This is a genomic window from Pseudomonas sp. S09G 359 (assembly GCF_002843605.1).
Taxonomy (GTDB): domain Bacteria; phylum Pseudomonadota; class Gammaproteobacteria; order Pseudomonadales; family Pseudomonadaceae; genus Aquipseudomonas.
This window is the reverse complement of the sequence record NZ_CP025263.1, coordinates 3,028,097-3,043,786: the sequence shown is the minus strand read 5'-3', so window position 1 is coordinate 3,043,786 and position 15,690 is coordinate 3,028,097. Positions and strand designations below refer to the sequence as shown.

General features: G+C 61.7%; 13 protein-coding genes. 8 read left to right on the top strand and 5 right to left on the bottom strand.

Annotated features, from left to right (window positions below):
• Nucleotides 1–120: 120 nt before the first annotated feature.
• The 3 genes from CXQ82_RS13610 (at nucleotide 121) to CXQ82_RS13600 (ending at nucleotide 3,011) form a co-directional block, all read left to right on the top strand.
• Nucleotides 121–1,755 (top strand): methyl-accepting chemotaxis protein, encoded by a 1,635-nt coding sequence (locus tag CXQ82_RS13610; RefSeq protein WP_101269754.1) that lies wholly within the window; start codon nucleotides 121–123, stop codon nucleotides 1,753–1,755.
• A gap of 171 nt (nucleotides 1,756–1,926) precedes the next feature.
• Nucleotides 1,927–2,490, top strand: coding sequence for a nicotinamide riboside transporter PnuC (gene pnuC / locus CXQ82_RS13605; protein ID WP_101269752.1), 564 nt, complete (start codon nucleotides 1,927–1,929; stop codon nucleotides 2,488–2,490).
• Nucleotides 2,487–3,011 carry an AAA family ATPase gene (locus tag CXQ82_RS13600; RefSeq protein ID WP_101269750.1) on the top strand — a complete coding sequence of 175 codons (525 nt, stop codon included), beginning with the start codon at nucleotides 2,487–2,489 and terminating at the stop codon, nucleotides 3,009–3,011. The genes pnuC and CXQ82_RS13600 overlap by 4 nt, the downstream gene beginning before the upstream one ends.
• A gap of 138 nt (nucleotides 3,012–3,149) precedes the next feature.
• On the opposite strand, the gene ggt is transcribed toward CXQ82_RS13600, so the two are convergent.
• The gene (gene ggt, locus CXQ82_RS13595; protein WP_101269748.1) at nucleotides 3,150–4,874 is read right to left on the bottom strand and encodes a gamma-glutamyltransferase; all 1,725 of its coding nucleotides are present in this window, start codon (nucleotides 4,872–4,874) and stop codon (nucleotides 3,150–3,152) included.
• 159 nt (nucleotides 4,875–5,033) lie between these two features.
• Between ggt and CXQ82_RS13590 the strand changes: the two genes are divergently transcribed.
• Nucleotides 5,034–5,687 carry a TetR family transcriptional regulator gene (locus CXQ82_RS13590; protein WP_101269746.1) on the top strand — a complete coding sequence of 218 codons (654 nt, stop codon included), beginning with the start codon at nucleotides 5,034–5,036 and terminating at the stop codon, nucleotides 5,685–5,687.
• Nucleotides 5,688–5,740: 53 nt separating this feature from the next.
• Here CXQ82_RS13590 and CXQ82_RS13585 read toward each other — a convergent pair whose 3' ends face one another.
• From CXQ82_RS13585 to CXQ82_RS13565, 4 genes are all read right to left on the bottom strand, one after another.
• Nucleotides 5,741–9,259, bottom strand: coding sequence for a molybdopterin cofactor-binding domain-containing protein (locus CXQ82_RS13585; RefSeq protein ID WP_101269743.1), 3,519 nt, complete (start codon nucleotides 9,257–9,259; stop codon nucleotides 5,741–5,743).
• A complete protein-coding gene (locus CXQ82_RS13580) occupies nucleotides 9,259–9,741 on the bottom strand; it encodes a (2Fe-2S)-binding protein (protein WP_101269741.1) in 483 nt (160 codons plus the stop codon). Before CXQ82_RS13580 ends, CXQ82_RS13585 begins: the two co-directional genes overlap by 1 nt.
• 413 nt (nucleotides 9,742–10,154) lie before the next feature.
• Nucleotides 10,155–10,589, bottom strand: a complete 435-nt coding sequence (locus tag CXQ82_RS13570; RefSeq protein ID WP_025858281.1) for a MarR family winged helix-turn-helix transcriptional regulator — start codon at nucleotides 10,587–10,589, stop codon at nucleotides 10,155–10,157.
• Between the two features lie 179 nt (nucleotides 10,590–10,768).
• On the bottom strand, nucleotides 10,769–11,821 hold the full coding sequence (locus CXQ82_RS13565) for a 2,5-dihydroxypyridine 5,6-dioxygenase (RefSeq protein WP_101269735.1): 1,053 nt from the start codon (nucleotides 11,819–11,821) through the stop codon (nucleotides 10,769–10,771).
• Between the two features lie 304 nt (nucleotides 11,822–12,125).
• On the opposite strand from CXQ82_RS13565, the gene CXQ82_RS13560 reads away from it, so the two are divergent.
• From CXQ82_RS13560 to CXQ82_RS13545, 4 genes are all read left to right on the top strand, one after another.
• The gene (locus CXQ82_RS13560; RefSeq protein WP_101269731.1) at nucleotides 12,126–13,259 is read left to right on the top strand and encodes an FAD-dependent monooxygenase; all 1,134 of its coding nucleotides are present in this window, start codon (nucleotides 12,126–12,128) and stop codon (nucleotides 13,257–13,259) included.
• The gene (locus CXQ82_RS13555; RefSeq protein ID WP_101269728.1) at nucleotides 13,256–14,053 is read left to right on the top strand and encodes an alpha/beta fold hydrolase; all 798 of its coding nucleotides are present in this window, start codon (nucleotides 13,256–13,258) and stop codon (nucleotides 14,051–14,053) included. Before CXQ82_RS13560 ends, CXQ82_RS13555 begins: the two co-directional genes overlap by 4 nt.
• A gap of 14 nt (nucleotides 14,054–14,067) precedes the next feature.
• Entirely contained in the window at nucleotides 14,068–14,820 is a 753-nt protein-coding gene (locus tag CXQ82_RS13550; RefSeq protein ID WP_101269726.1) for an Asp/Glu racemase, read from the top strand.
• 223 nt (nucleotides 14,821–15,043) lie between these two features.
• Entirely contained in the window at nucleotides 15,044–15,676 is a 633-nt protein-coding gene (locus CXQ82_RS13545) for an N-carbamoylsarcosine amidohydrolase (protein WP_101269723.1), read from the top strand.
• Nucleotides 15,677–15,690 lie beyond the last annotated feature (14 nt).

Here is a 15,690-nt window from a genome sequence, read left to right as displayed (position 1 = left end):
AAATTGCGTGAAAAATCAGGCGGAACTCAGGTTTTCCGATTTCAGGCCGAAAGCCTATCAGACAAGCGGGAAAAGTCGATGCAACGCCCACAATTATAAAAAGCACGGAGTGACAGGACGATGAACAGTTTGCGCAATATGTCGATCAGCCGACGCCTCTGGCTGATCCTGATAGTCGCCGTGCTGATGCTGCTGGCCTTGGGTTTGCTGATGCTCAAGCAGATCCATGACGACCTTTACCAGGCCAAGCGCCAGCAGACCCAACACGTGGTCCAGACCGCCAGCGGGATCCTGACGTTTTATCACGGGCTCGAAACCACCGGCGTCATGACCCGCGAAGCCGCCCAGAAACAAGCCCTGAGCGCGGTGCGCGGGTTGCGTTATGACCATGACGACTATTTCTGGATCAACGACCTCACGCCGGTGATGATCATGCACCCGGCCAACCCCAAGCTCGACGGCCAGAACCTCTCGGCGATCCGCGACCCGGACGGGTTTGCGGTGTTCAACGAGTTCGTGATCCTGGCCAAGGCCAAAGGCGCCGGCATCGTCAATTACCGCTGGCCCAAGCCGGGTGCCGACGCGCCAGTGGCGAAAACCTCGTATATCCAGCTGTTCGAGCCGTGGGGCTGGATCATCGGTTCCGGCGTGTACGTGGACGATGTGCAGGCCGAATTCAGCGGCCAGGTGTGGAAAGCCTCGTTTATTGGCCTGGGCATCGCGCTGGTGATGGGCTTGCTGGTGGCGCTGATCGCCCGCAGCATCGTGCGGCCGTTGCAGGCAGCCGTGAACGCCATGGGCAATATCGCCAGTGGTGAAAGCGACCTGACCCGCAGCCTCGACACCCATGGCCGCGATGAAGTGACCCAACTGTCCCAGCACTTCAACAGCTTTACCGCCAAGCTGCGCCAAGTGGTCAGCCAACTGCAGGTGTGCGCCAATGCCCTGGGCCAGTCCTCCCTGGAACTGGGCACCAACGCCACCCAGGCCCATGACCGTAGCCAGCAACAGTCACAGCAGATGGAACTGGTGGCTACCGCGATCAATGAGGTCACCTACGGCGTACAGGACGTCGCCAAGAACGCCGAACACGCCGCCAGTGAAATGCGCGACGCCCAGGCCCAGGCGCAGCAGGGCCAGGTCAATATCGACAGCAGCCTGCAACAGATCGATCAGCTGTCCACCACCATCAGCCAGGCCGTGGAGGTGATTCGTACCCTGTCCAGCGAAAGCACACAGATCGGCGGCGTACTCGAAGTGATCCGCTCCATCGCCGACCAGACCAACCTGCTGGCGCTGAACGCCGCGATTGAAGCCGCGCGCGCCGGCGAACAAGGCCGTGGGTTTGCCGTGGTGGCCGACGAAGTGCGCCTGCTGGCCCAGCGCACGCAGAAATCCACCGCTGAAATCCAGGTGATGATCGAACGTTTGCAAGGCCATTCGGAAGCCGCGGTGAAGGTGATCAGCGACAGCCATAGCGCGTCACAACTGACCATCGAACAAGCCGGCCAGGCCGGCGCCAGCCTCACCGCCATCGGCCAGGCACTGCGCAACCTCAACGGCCTGAACGCCTCAATTGCCAGCGCCACCCTGCAACAGGCGCATGTGGTGGAAGACATCAACCAGAACGTGACCCAAGCTGCTGGGCTGTCCCACAGCACGGCGTTGGCCGCAGAGCAGTCGAGTGTGGCCAGCACACAATTGCGTGGCCTAAGCGAACAACTCGACGGGCTACTGCGCCAATTCAAAATCTGACTCGGTTGAAAATGTGGGAGGGGGCTTGCCCCCGATGGCGTTGCGTCAGCTGCAGATAAGCTAGCTGATACACCGTCGCACCGCCCCTCCCACATTTGCCCTCCGCTGTTTTGAAGATGGCTTGCCTCTGGTTACAATCCCCGCCCTCTCCCACTCCCTCAAGGAACCGCCATGTCCGGGCTTGAACTGTTCGCCGCTGCCCTGGGGGTGATCGCCGTCTGGCTGACGGTCAAGCAGAACCCCTGGTGCTGGCCCATTGGCCTGGTAATGGTGTTGCTCTACACCTGGGTGTTCTTCGAGGTAAAACTCTATTCCGACATGCTGCTGCAAGTGGTCTACGCCGTGCTGCAACTGTACGGCTGGTGGCAGTGGACGCGCGCCGGCGCGGTCAAGCAAGGGCGCCAGGTCACCAGCCTGGGGGTACCGGCGATCATGCTCAGCCTCGCCGTCGGCGCCGTCTTCAGCCTGTTGCTCGGCGCCGCCATGGCCCATTGGACCGACGCCGCGCAGCCCTGGCTCGACGCCGCCCTCACCGGCTTCAGCCTGGTGGCGCAAATGTGGATGGCGCAGAAACGCGTGCAATGCTGGCCGCTGTGGATTGCCGTGGATGTGATCTTCGTCGGGCTGTTCCTCTATAAAGGCCTGTACCTCACCGCCGCGCTGTACGCGTTGTTCACCGTGATTGCCGTACAGGGCTGGCGCGAGTGGCGCGCCGACCCGGCGTTACAGGCATGAAGGTGGTGGTACTGGCAGGGCCTGAATCCAGCGGTAAAAGCTGGCTGGCCGCTGAGTTGCACGCGCACTTTGGCGGGCTGATGGTGGGTGAATATGTGCGGTATTTCATCGACCACCACCAGCGCGACACCACGCTGGCGGATATCCCGGCCATCGCCCGTGGCCAACTGGCCTGGGAGGACGCCGCCCGCGCCCAACAGCCACGCCTGCTGATCCTCGACACACACCTGCTCACCAATACACTGTGGAGCCAGACCTTGTTCGGCGACTGCCCGGTCTGGCTGGACGATGAGCTGCTGGCCCGCCACTACGACCTGCACCTGCTGCTGTCGCCCGAAGATGTGGAGTGGAGCGCCGACGGCCAGCGCTGCCAGCCGGAGCTGGCGGACCGTCAGGCGTTTTTCCAGGAGAGCCTGGACTGGATGTACCAGCATCGCCAGCCAGTGCTGGTGATTCGCGGCGATTGGGAGGAGCGCCGCACGGCGGCGTTTACTGCAGTGGAACAACTCCTTCAGCCATAAACACTGCACTTAAATGTGGGAGCGGGCTTGCTCGCGAAAGCGGTGTGTCAGTCAATCAATGTGTTGCTGACACACCGCCTTCGCAAGCAAGTCGAATCGTCGCACCGCCCCTCCCACAGTTTTACACCGCGTCAGGCGTTAGTAACCCAGCGATAAGCCCGTATTGCGGCGCGGATCATTCGCGCCATAGAAGCGGTTATTGCCTACCGGTTTGCCACCCAATGCAGGCGCGCCCACCAGGATCGCCGCCAAGTGGTTGGCATCCTGCGGGCCGGCAAACTTGTGGCCCCAGCTTTCGAGGATTTTCTGCGTATCCGGGCTCACCGCAAAGGTCTCCAGGTTGGTGGTTTCCGGCATCCACTGCTGGTGGAAACGCGGCGCGTCCACGGCTTCCTGGATGTTCATCTTGTAGTCGATCACGTTGAGGATGGTCAGCAAGGTAGCAGTAATGATGCGGCTGCCCCCTGGCGTGCCCACCACCATCACGGCCTTGCCATCCTTGGTCACGATGGTCGGGCTCATCGACGACAGCGGCGCCTTGCCTGGGGCGATGGCGTTGGCTTCACCCTGGACCAGGCCGTACATGTTCGGCACGCCGACCTTGACGGTGAAGTCGTCCATTTCGTCGTTGAGGATCACCCCGGTCTTGCTGGCCATCACGCCCGCACCGAACCAGTCGTTGAGGGTGTAGGTGACGGACACCGCGTTGCCCCACTTGTCGACGATGGAATAGTGGGTGGTGTTGTTGCCTTCATGGGGCGACACACCGGGCTTGATCGCCTGGGAATCCCCGGCTTTCTGCGGTTCGATGGCAGCGCGCAGCTTGGCCGCGTAGTCCTTGTCCAGCAGATGGGCGATCGGGTTCTTCACGAAGTCCGGGTCGCCGAGGTAGCTGTTACGGTCCACATAGGCGTGGCGCATCGCTTCGATCTGGTAGTGCAGGCCCTGGGCCGAGTGGTAGCCCAGGTCGGCCATCGGGTAGCCTTCGAGGATGTTCATGATCTGGCAGATCACCACACCACCGGAACTGGGTGGCGGCGCGGAGACGACGTGGTAACCCCGGTAGTCGCACTCGATGGGCGCCAGTTCGCGGGTCTTGTACTTGTCGAGGTCAGCCTGGGTAATGATGCCCTTGCCGGCCTGGCTGGAATCCACCAGGGCCTTGGCCACCCAACCTTTATAGAAGCCGTCGCTGCCCTTGGCGGAAATTTCCTTGAGGGTCTTGGCCAGGTCTTTCTGCACCAGCTTCTGGCCCACCTGCATCGGCTGGCCGTTATGCAGGAAGATCCCGCGCAGGTCTTTGTCTTTCTCGAACTCGCCGGTGGCGGTGTGCAGCAGGTCGATATCACCCTGTTCCAGGGCGAAGCCGTTTTCCGCCAGCTTGATCGCCGGGGCAATCACTTGGGCGCGCTTGAGGGTGCCGTATTTGCTCAGGGCCAGTTCCATGCCGGACACGGTGCCGGGCACACCCACGGCCAGGTGACCCTTGGCGCTCAGCCCGTCGATGACGTTGCCGTCCTTGTCCAGGTACATATTGGCGGTGGCCGCCAGCGGGGCTTTTTCGCGGAAGTCGAGGAAGGTCTTGCGCCCGTCTGCCAGTTGCACGGTCATGAAACCGCCGCCGCCGAGGTTACCCGCCGCCGGGTACACCACTGCCAGCGCATAGCCCACCGCCACGGCCGCATCCACCGCGTTGCCGCCGGCCTTGAGTACATCCACGCCCACATGAGTGGCCAAATGCTGGGCCGTCACCACCATGCCATTTTCACCGGCCACCGGGGCCTGGGAAGCGGCTTGCACACCGCTGACCGTCAACACCAGTGCAGTGGCAATCAAGGTACGGCTGAAGGGTTGGTATTTCATCCATGGCTACTCTAGTTATTGAGACGCACCAAAATAGCCCGTTGCGGATTTAATCCCCAGCGCAATGGCGTTTTTATTACAGAACTTGTCGGTCACAGAACGGACGGCAAAAAGCCCATGCTATATTTCGCGCCCTGACTGTCTGCAAGGCGCTTTGAGATGGTGATCAAAAAGACCGGTATTCGGGCCCAACAGGCCGATCAGACGCGTGCGCGCATCCTGCAGGCGGCGGTCAAGGTGTTCACCCGCGACGGCTATTCCGGCGGGCGTGTCGACACCATCTCCAAGGAAGCCGACTCCAACGACCGCATGCTTTATTACTATTTCGGCAGCAAGGAGCACCTGTTCGTCTGCGTGCTCGAACACACCTATGAACAGTTCAACAAAGCCGAAAGCAAACTCAAGCTGGACTTGGATTCACCTGTGCAGGCCCTGCGCGAGCTGGTGGCGTTTATCTGGAACTACTACGTCAAGCACCCGGAGTTCGTGGCGATCCTGAGCATCGAGAATCTACACCAGGGCAAGCACGCCAAGCAGTCTGGCGAGATGCGCAGGTTGTCGGGGGAAGCGGTCGGCGTGCTGCGCCCGATCATCGAGGCCGGCCAGGCCCAGGGCGTGTTCCGCGAGGATGTAGACCTCAAGCACGTGTACTTGATGATCGCTTCGCTGTGCTACTTCTATAACTCCAACCGACACACCCTTAGCTCGTTTCTGGATCAAGACCTGGCGGATAAAGGCCAGCAGCAGGATTGGCTGGGGTTTATTACCGACCTGATAGTCAACGGAGTATCCCCTCTCTCCCGGCAAAAATGAGATCCAAATGTGGGAGGGGGCAAGCCCCCTCCCACATTTGGATCTCAATTGTGTCAGTGAGTACCGGGGTTCGCGCGAAGGTGTGCAACCCTTTGCGCCAGTCCCTTCCACTGCGGCGCATTCGGCGCAAATTGCCCGCGCAAGTATTCGGCCAAATCCGCCACCTGGCTATCCGACAAACTGTCCTTGAACCCCGGCATATACCCCAAATCCCTGGTCGCCGGCTTGCTGATGCCTTGCAGAATCACCTTGATCAAGTTATCCGGCTGGTCGCTGAACACATTGGTATTGGTCGCCAGCGACGGACTCACCCCGAACAACCTCGGCCCCAGGCCGTCGGCATGACAGGCCTTGCACGACCCTTCGAATACCCGTCGGCCGTTGGGATTGGGCACCGTAGTCGCCACCTGCACTTGGGCAACGGCCTCGCCATTCAACGACGCCAGGTACACCGCCATCGCACGGATATCCGCCTTGGGCAATTTCGACAGTTCACTCACCACCGGCCCCATCGGGCCCGCCGCCACACCATGGGCATCGGAGTAACCGGTGCTCAGATAGCTGAACAACTGGTCCTCGGTCCACGGCGTGGGCGCTTTGGACAAGCCCGTCAGCGCCGGCGCCTCCCAGCCGTCCACCGTGCCGCCTGCGAGAAAGGACTTGCCGCCCTTCTCCGCCCCCATCAGATTTCGTGGCGAATGGCACGCAGCACAGTGGCCCAGCCCATTCACCAGATAATTCCCACGATTCCATTGCTCACTGCGCTCAGGCTGCGGGGTGATTTCACCGCGCCTTAAGTTCAGTGCATTCCACCCCGCCATCAAGGGCCGAAGATTGAACGGGAACTTCATTGCATTCGGCGTCGGCGCCTGGCTCACCGGGGCCTGGGACATCAGGTAGGCGTACAGCGCCTGCATGTCCGCATCGTTGATATTGCGAAACGCCGTGTAGGGAAACGCCGGGTACAGGTTGCGCCCATCGCGGCCAATGCCGTCACGCATCGCCCGCTCAAACGCCGGGTACGACCAGGCACCAATTCCGGTATGCACATCCGGGGTGATATTGCTGCTGTACAACGTGCCGAACGGCGTCTGCATCGCCAGCCCGCCGGCATTCGGCGCGCCACCGGGCGCCGTGTGGCACACCGCGCAGTCGCCCACCGCGGCCAGCAGGCGCCCGCGCTCCAGGGTCGCCTTGGACCAGGTGCCGGCACTGGGCGGTGCAATCGGCGCAATTTCATTGTGGAACGGCCAGGCGGTTGCCAGCAGTGCGCCCAAGGCGGCGAACAACGCGCCAAACCACCACTTGCGGCGTTTTTCCGGGGACTTGGCCGGTTCGCCCAAGGTGCCTGCATTGAGGGCGGCCAGCACCCGTTCGGGGGTGATCGGCAACTCGCGAAAACGAATGCCGGTGGCATCGTAGATCGCATTGGCAATGGCCGCCGCACTCGGCACCGAGGCCGACTCGCCGGCGCCCATGGGCGGCTGGTCCTGGCGCGGCATCAGCATTACGTCAATCTGCGGCACCTCGGGAAAGGTCAGGATCGGGTAACCGCCCCACTCCTTGCTCGCCACCGTCGACTCTTCAAAGGTCACGCGCTCTTTGAGCACGCGGCTGGTGGACTGGATCACGTTGCCGTGGATCTGATGCTGTACCCCCGCCGGGCTGATCATCATCCCCGAGTCATGCCCGATCACCACCCGCGTCACCGACACATCGCCAGTGTGTTTGTCGATGGCGACATCCGCCACCCACGCCGCCCACGCTGCGCCGAAGCCGGGGAATTTGCTGTGGATGTAGCGCGCGTAGGCGAAGCCGCGACCACGCAGCAGGTGGTCCTCATTGGCGGTCTGCATCGGTGCGGTGCGCGGCGCCCAGTTGGCACGTTCAGCGGTGGACTTCACCAGGTCGATGGCGCGCTCATCCTTGAGGTAACGCAGGCGATACTCCACCGGATCGACGCCGGCGGCAAACGCCAGCTCATCGATATAGGATTCATGCGCAAAGGTGTTGGGCAACGCCGACACACCGCGCATCCATGACGCGCGCACGATGGGTGCCATGTCATTGATAGTCACGCGCAGGTTGTCGATCGCGTAGGGCGGGATCGAGGTGCGGTCGCCCATCTCGAACATCGCCGCCACCGGCTCGACGCGGCCGGTGAGCAGCAGCGCCAGGGTCGGCGCGCCGTTGGATGGGTAGCTGGTAGCAAAGTCGTAGGCGGCAATGCTGCCATCGGCGTTGAGGCCGCCGTCCACCTCCATCAACTGCGCCGTACCCTTGGGTTCCCACAGGTGTTCCTGTTCACGGGTGAGCTGCACACGCACCGGCTTGCCCACGGCACGCGACAACAGCAAAGCGTCGGCGCACACATCGTCCGCGCAATTGCGCCCGTAGCAGCCGGAGGCTTCCATGCGGATCACATCGATCAGGTTTTCGTCGCATTCCAGCAACCAGGCAAGATCCGCGCGCAGCAGGTGCGGGTTCTGGCTGCCGGACCACACGCGGCTGCCGTGTTCCTGGTAATCGGCGACGCCACAGGACGGGCCTATCGAGCCATGCATCTGATACGGCCACAGATAACTGCGTGGCATACGCTGGCTGGCGCCTGCCAGGGCCTGGTCGACATCGCCCTGATCGAGCACCGTGCGACGCACCCGTGGGTTGTCGCGGATGGCCTGCTCTACATCACTCATGTCCGGCAGCGCGTTATTCCACGGTTTCCACTGTACCTGCAGCTCATGGGCGGCCTTGATCGCCTGTTCTTCGCGCAGCGCGACCACGCCGACAAAATCGCGGATCACCACCACCGCGACAACCCCGGGGATATGCGCGATAGACGCTTCATCCACACTCAGCAGGCTATTGCCGACAAACTCACCGCAATCCAACCCGGCATACGGCGGGCGCACCACGCGGCCATGGAGCATGCCGGGCACGCGCATGTCGTGCACGTAGGTCAACTCGCCGGTGGCCTTGCCGGGGATATCCACGCGCGCGGCGCCCTTGCCCACCAGACGGTAGTCTTCGATGGCCTTCAGTGGTGCATCGCCGCTGATGCGCAACTGGTCGTGCTGGCCACGGACCAGCTCGCCATAACTGATGCTGCGCCCGTCTGCCGCATGGATAACCCCGGCTTCAACCTTGAGGCTGGCCGTGCTGACACCCCAACGCCCCGCCGCCCGCGCCAACAGAAAACGCCGGGCTTCAGCCGCCGCGTTGCGCAGCGGGATGGCGGAGATCTGCAACGTCGCACTGGCAATCGTTGCGCCCTGATTGGGCACACGCTCGGTGTCGCCAAGCACCATCGTGACCTGCTCAAGGGTCAGGTCCAACTCTTCGGCAACGATCTGCGCCAGCGCGGTGCGGATGCCGGTGCCCAGATCCACATGACCATTGAACGCATACACCAGGCCGTCATCGTTGACGGCGATAAACAACCCCAATTCCTTGGGCTTTACGGTTGGCGTGCCACCTTTTGCCACGGGGCCCGAGGGCGGCAGCACGTCATCGACAATCAACAAAACACCGGCCTTGGCCAGCCACTGGTCTCGGGAAAGGCTCATGGTCATCAATCCACGCTCATAAGGCGCGCGGCACGCAGCACGGCACGCAGGATTTCGATATGGGTACCGCAGCGGCAGAGGTTGCCCGACAGCTCGTTGCGCACCTGGGCTTCGCTGGGGTTGGGGTTGCGGTCGAGCAAGGCCTTGGTGGTCATGATCATGCCGTTGAGGCAGTAGCCGCATTGCGCCGCCTGCTCATCGATAAAGGCTTGCTGCACCGGGTGTGGCGCCTGCCGTGTGCCCAAGCCTTCGAGGGTGACAATCTCGCGCCCTGCCGCGCCGGCCAAGGGGAATACGCAGGACCGTGCAGCGACGCCATCGATGATCACCGTGCAAGCGCCGCACTCCCCCAGGCCGCAGCCGTACTTCGGGCCGTTGAGCGCCAGGTCGTTGCGCAGCACCAGCAAGAGCGGGGTGTCCGCCATGGCGCTGACTTCGCAGGTGTTGCCATTGACCTCAAGCGTTACCGTGATGTGCTGGCTGATCATTCGCTTCGCCCGTAACAGTTGATGAAGCAGCTACTACATGAAACAGCCAAAAAAAAGCATCGCGGACCTGGGGTCTCGCGACACACATGACTGATGAAGTGACCACTACATCAACTCAGAGCAAAAACGGTGCCAAGGGCAGATTGAGCTGCCGGAGGTGAGCTGGTTTTTTTGTGGTGAGCTGTTTCTTTGTGGTGAGCTGTTTCTTTGTGGTGAGCTGTTTTTCGTGGCGAGCGAGCTTGCTCGCGTTGGAGTGCGAAGCGCTCCCAGCTTTTTGGGGGCCGCTGCGCAGCCCAACGCGAGCAAGCTCGCTCGCCACAACAGCACACTTGCCACAACAGCTCGCTCGCCACAAAAAACAGCTCACTTGCAACAACAGCTCACTAGCCAAAATGGCTCACTCAGTACAACCGTCACTCTTGGGGATCGTCGATCATCTTGCGCAGCAAAAACAGCACCGCCACCCGTTCTGCCGGGTTGAGGTTGCTCATGGTCAACTCACTGATCTGCGCCGCGCGGGGCGCGGTTTGCGCGACCAGTTCAGCGCCTGCGGGAGACAGGTCGACCACGACTTTGCGCTTGTCCTGGGGGTCGGGCTCCAGGCTGATCAACTCCTTGGCCTTGAGCCGCTCGACAATACCGCGAATGGTTGCCTGGTCCACGGCAGTCGCCTTGACCAGTTCGGTGAGAGAACTTGCACCGTGATCGCGCAGCGCACACAGGGTCACGAACTGCACGGCGGTGAGCTGGGAATCGCCGACATTCTGCTGAAAAATCGCCAGGTGGCGCTGGTAGGCCTTGCGCAACAGGTGGCCAACTTGTTCAGAAAAAACGTAGGAATCAGGCACGGCGAGGCTCGGTGGGTGGTGGGCGTTGGGGAGGCATGATGGCGGGCTTGGTGGATGTTCTCAAGGTCAACACAATCAAAATGTGGGAGGGGGCTTGCCCCCGATAGCGGTGTACCCGTCAGCTTATTTGCAACCGACCCACCGCTATCGGGGGCAAGCTCCCTCCCACATTTGAATATTCAGCGTGCCAGGGAGGCTTGCGGTGCAACCACGTCCCCCGCAATCACCACTGCCTCATCATCCAGATACACATCGCAATGCCGCAGCGGGATATCCATATGGCACGGCGTCTTGCGCGTGCCGCCCACTTCGGTATTTGGCCCGGTAGAGAACAGGAAATTGCCATAGAACGCCCGCGCATCCATGCACATGCCGTCGTTCTTGTCGTGCAGGCCCATGGCCGTCCACTGCGCCTTTGGCTGCAAACCCCAGCCGATATGGGAGATGCCATACACCTCAGGGTCGTTGAAATACTTCATGTAGTCGCGCAGGTACTCGGCCTCGAACCCGCCGTGGATGCGGGTGATAAAACCCTTCTCGATCTCCAGGGTGATCTTCTCGCGGGTGTAGGTCTTGAACGGTAGCAGGATGTCGCCGATATCCAGTACCAGCACGCCCTCGGCCGTTTCTTCGTTGGGCCAGGAAAACAGGAAACCGCTCGGCCAGTGGTCCCAACGCCCAGGCTCATCGGCAAAGCCGTACTCGGTCACCGACGGGTATTGGCCCAATGCCGCGCGAAAATCACTGCCGGCGCGGGATTTCACCTGAATCGAGCGCGCCTTCTTCAGCATCTGTTCGGCCGCCAGCACGCGCACCTTGTCTGCTTCGGTGGGCAGCATACGCGCCAGCACTTCCGGTGGCTCTACGGCCAGGAGGATGCGCGTACCGGTCTTGAGGATCTGCTCCTGCTCCGGCGAGTGCAGCAGCATCATGGTGTCAACGATCAGGTCGGCAGCCTCCAACGCCCGTTGCGCAGCGATATTGCCGGTGAGCGCGGTGTCACCGCAGTAGGCGGTCATGTCATTGCCCATCGCCTTGGGATGGTTGAACGCCGGCAGCTCCACTGCGTACACCTTGGCCCCCAGGCGCTGCGCGGCGTCCATGGCGGCGCGCACCGTGCGCGGGTCGGAGTAATGGCTCTTGAGCACGGCGACGCTCTGGGTCGGGTCGACCTTGGACAGCGTCAACACATGTTCAAACATCTGGGTGAGTTCGCAATCGCTTACCGGCATGTTCCTGTCTCCTGTGGGCTGCACCAAGTTCAGGCGTCGCGCTTCACCTTAGTGCATTTTTATAGCGTATACGCCAATTAATAACGATAAGACCTGAATTGCAGGCGGACTGCAAGCGTCGAGCCAAAACGTTACATATCCACACATACCCAACATTTGCTAGCTACGACCGGTTAAACAAAGCCAGTACAGGCAAAAATAAAATTTCACCAGCAGTCTTCCCATTTCAAAAAATGAGCGTATACACTTTAAATGCCTTGCGGACAGACGCCGCCGAAACCAAAAAGAGAGAGGATCACGCCCCATGGGAAGCACACAAAAAATCGCCATTGTCGGTGCCGGCCTGGGCGGTGCCGCAGCAGCCACCCTGTTGCAACAAGCCGGTTTCGACGTAGACATCTATGAACAGGCGCCGGAGTTTTCCCGCCTGGGCGCAGGGATCCACATGGGCCCCAACATCATGAAAATCTTCCGCCGCATGGGCATCGAAAAACAGCTGGACCTGATGGGCTCGCACCCCGAGCACTGGTTCAGCCGTTGCGGCGAAACCGGCGACTACCTCTCGCGCATCCCTCTCACCGGCTACGGCGCGTCCTATATCACCGTGCACCGCGGCGACCTGCACGCCTTGCAGATGTCCACCCTCAAGCCCGGCACCCTGCATTTCAACAAGCGCCTGGAAACCCTCGAAGAAACCGACACCCAGGTGCGCCTGACCTTCGCCGACGGCGAAGTGACCTACGCCGATATCGTGATCGGCGCCGACGGCATCAATTCGAAGATCCGCGAAGAACTGCTCGGCGTGGAAAAACCGCTGTACAGCGGCTGGGTGGCGCACCGCGCACTGATCCGTGGCGACCAGCTGGCCAAGTACGATTTGAAGTTCGAAGACTGCATCAAGTGGTGGACCGAAGACCGCCACATGATGGTGTACTACACCACCGGCAAACGTGACGAGTACTACTACGTGACCGGCGTACCCCACGCCGAATGGGACTTCCAGGGCGCCTTCGTCGACAGCAGCCGCGAAGAGATGTTCGATGCCTTCAAGGGCTACCATCCCACCGTGCAAGCACTGATCGAGTCCACCGAAAGCGTGACCAAATGGCCGCTGCGCAACCGTAACCCGTTGCCGCTGTGGAGCCGAGGCCGCCTGGTGTTGCTGGGCGATGCCTGCCACCCGATGAAACCGCACATGGCCCAGGGCGCCGGCATGGCCATCGAAGACGCCGCGATGCTCACACGCTGCCTGCAGGAAACCGGCATCAGCGACTACCGCACCGCCTTCCAACTGTATGAGGCCAACCGCAAGGAACGTGCGTCCCGCGTACAGGCGGTGTCCAACGCCAACACTTGGCTGCGCACCCAGGAAGACCCGGCGTGGGTATATGGCTATGACTTGTACGCCCAGGAGCTGAAATCGGGGGTGGCCGCGTGAGCAGCTTTCTCTACGGCGGCAACGTACAGGCCAATGGCATCCGCCAGCACTACTTGCGCTACGGCGGCCAGGGCCCGGCGCTGATCCTCATACCCGGCATCACCAGCCCGGCGATCACCTGGGGGTTTGTGGCCGAGCGCCTTGGCGCGCAGTTCGACACGTATGTGCTGGACGTGCGCGGTCGCGGCTTATCCTCTTCCGGCCCCGAACTGGATTACAGCGCGGACACCTGCAGCGACGACATTGGCGCCTTCGCCGATGCGCTCAAGCTGGGCAGCTACCACCTGGTCGGCCACTCCATGGGCGCGCGTTTTGCCGTGCACAGTGCGGTCAAACACCCCCAGGGCGTGAACCGCGTGGTGCTGATCGACCCGCCGGTGTCCGGCCCGGGCCGCCGCGAATACCCGAGCAAGTTACCGTGGTACGTCGACTCGATCCGCCAATCCCTGGTCGGCATGGATGCAGAGGCGATGCGCGCGTTCTGCGCCACCTGGACCGAAGCACAACTGCAGCTGCGCGCCGAATGGCTGCACACCTGCTACGAGCCGGCCATCGTGCGTGCCTTCAATGACTTCCACGAGGTGGACTTCCACCAGCACCTGCCCCACCTCAAGGCCCCTGCCCTGTTGATGGTGGCCGGCCGCGGCGGGGTGATCCTCGATGCGGACATCGCCGAAATCCAGGCCTTGCAACCGAGTATTCAGGTCGCCCGCGTGCCCAACGCAGGCCACATGATCCCGTGGGACGACTTCGACGGTTTCTTCGACGCCTTCGGCGACTTCCTCACCCAATAAGAATGGAGACCACCATGCACAAGCTCTACCGCATCGGCCAGATCGTGCCGAGCTCCAACACCACCATGGAAACCGAGATCCCGGCGATGCTCACCGCGCGCCAGGCCATCCGCCCCGAGCGCTTTACCTTTCATTCAAGCCGCATGCGCATGAAGCAAGTCCGCAAGGAAGAACTGGCGGCCATGGACGGTGAGTCCGACCGTTGCGCCGTCGAGCTGTCCGACGCCAAGGTGGATGTGCTGGGCTATGCCTGCCTGGTGGCGATCATGGCCATGGGCCTGGGCTACCACCGCAACTCCGAGCAGCGCTTGCGCAAGGCCACCGCCGACAACGACGCCAACGCCCCGGTCATCACCAGCGCCGGCGCCTTGATCGAAGGCCTCAACGTGATGGGTGCCAAACGCATCGCCATCGTCGCACCGTACATGAAGCCACTCACTGAACTGGTGGTGAACTACATCCGCGAAGAAGGCTTTGAAGTGGTGGATTGGCGCGCGCTGGAAATCCCCGACAACCTCGAAGTGGCCCGCCACGACCCGGCCAAGCTGCCGGCCATTGTCGCCGGGATGAACCTGGAAGGCGTCGATGTGATCGTGTTGTCCGCCTGCGTGCAGATGCAGTCGTTGCCGGTAGTGGCCAAGGTCGAGGCACAAACCGGCAAACCGGTGCTCACCGCCGCCATCGCCACCACTTACGCGATGCTCAAGGCCCTGGACCTGGAGCCTATCGTGCCGGGAGCGGGCGCCCTGCTGTCCGGCGCTTATTAAGCAGGCTGAATGAGCTTTTGTGGTGGCCGAGATTTTGTGGTGGCCGAGCTTTTTTTGTGGCGAGCGAGCTTGCTCGCGTTGGGCTGCGTAGCGGCCCCAAAAAAAGCGGGAGCGCTGCGCACTCCAACGCGAGCAAGCTCGCTCGCCACAACAGCTCGCTCGCGACAAAAAGCTCGGCTGCCACAACAGGGTATGAGTAATACCAAAATGAGGAGTCGAACACATGCACCAACAATCTGCCGACGCCAACTATCAGGGCGTGTGGGGCAACCGTATTGGCTTCGGTAAAAAAGCCGCGCTGCTGATGATCGATTTCATGCAGGGCTACACCACCGAAGGCGCGCCGCTGTTTGCGCCGGGTGTAGTCACCGCCGTGGCTGAAAGCGTCGAGCTATTGGCCAGCGCACGGCAACACGGGATTGCGGTGGTGCACACCAATATCCGCTACCATCCCGGCCATTTCGTCGATGGCGGAATCTGGGTGAAAAAGGCCCCGGTGATGAAGGACATGGTCGAAGGCAACCCACTCGCCGCGTTCTGCACCGAAGTGCTGCCTGAGGAGCATGAGGTGGTGATCACCAAGCAATACGCCAGTGCATTCTTTGGCAGCAGCCTGGCGCCGATGCTGCATGCACAAGGCATCGACACCGTAGTACTGGCCGGTTGCTCCACCAGTGGCTGCATTCGCGCCACGGCGGTGGATGCGGTGCAACACGGGTTTCGCACCATCGTCGTGCGCGAATGCGTCGGCGACCGGCACCCGGCACCCCATGAAGCCAACTTGTTCGATATCGACAGCAAGTATGGCGACGTGGTGAGCAAGCAGGAGGCAATGCGCAAGTTCAGGGAGCAATAAGACGCTATTAAGAA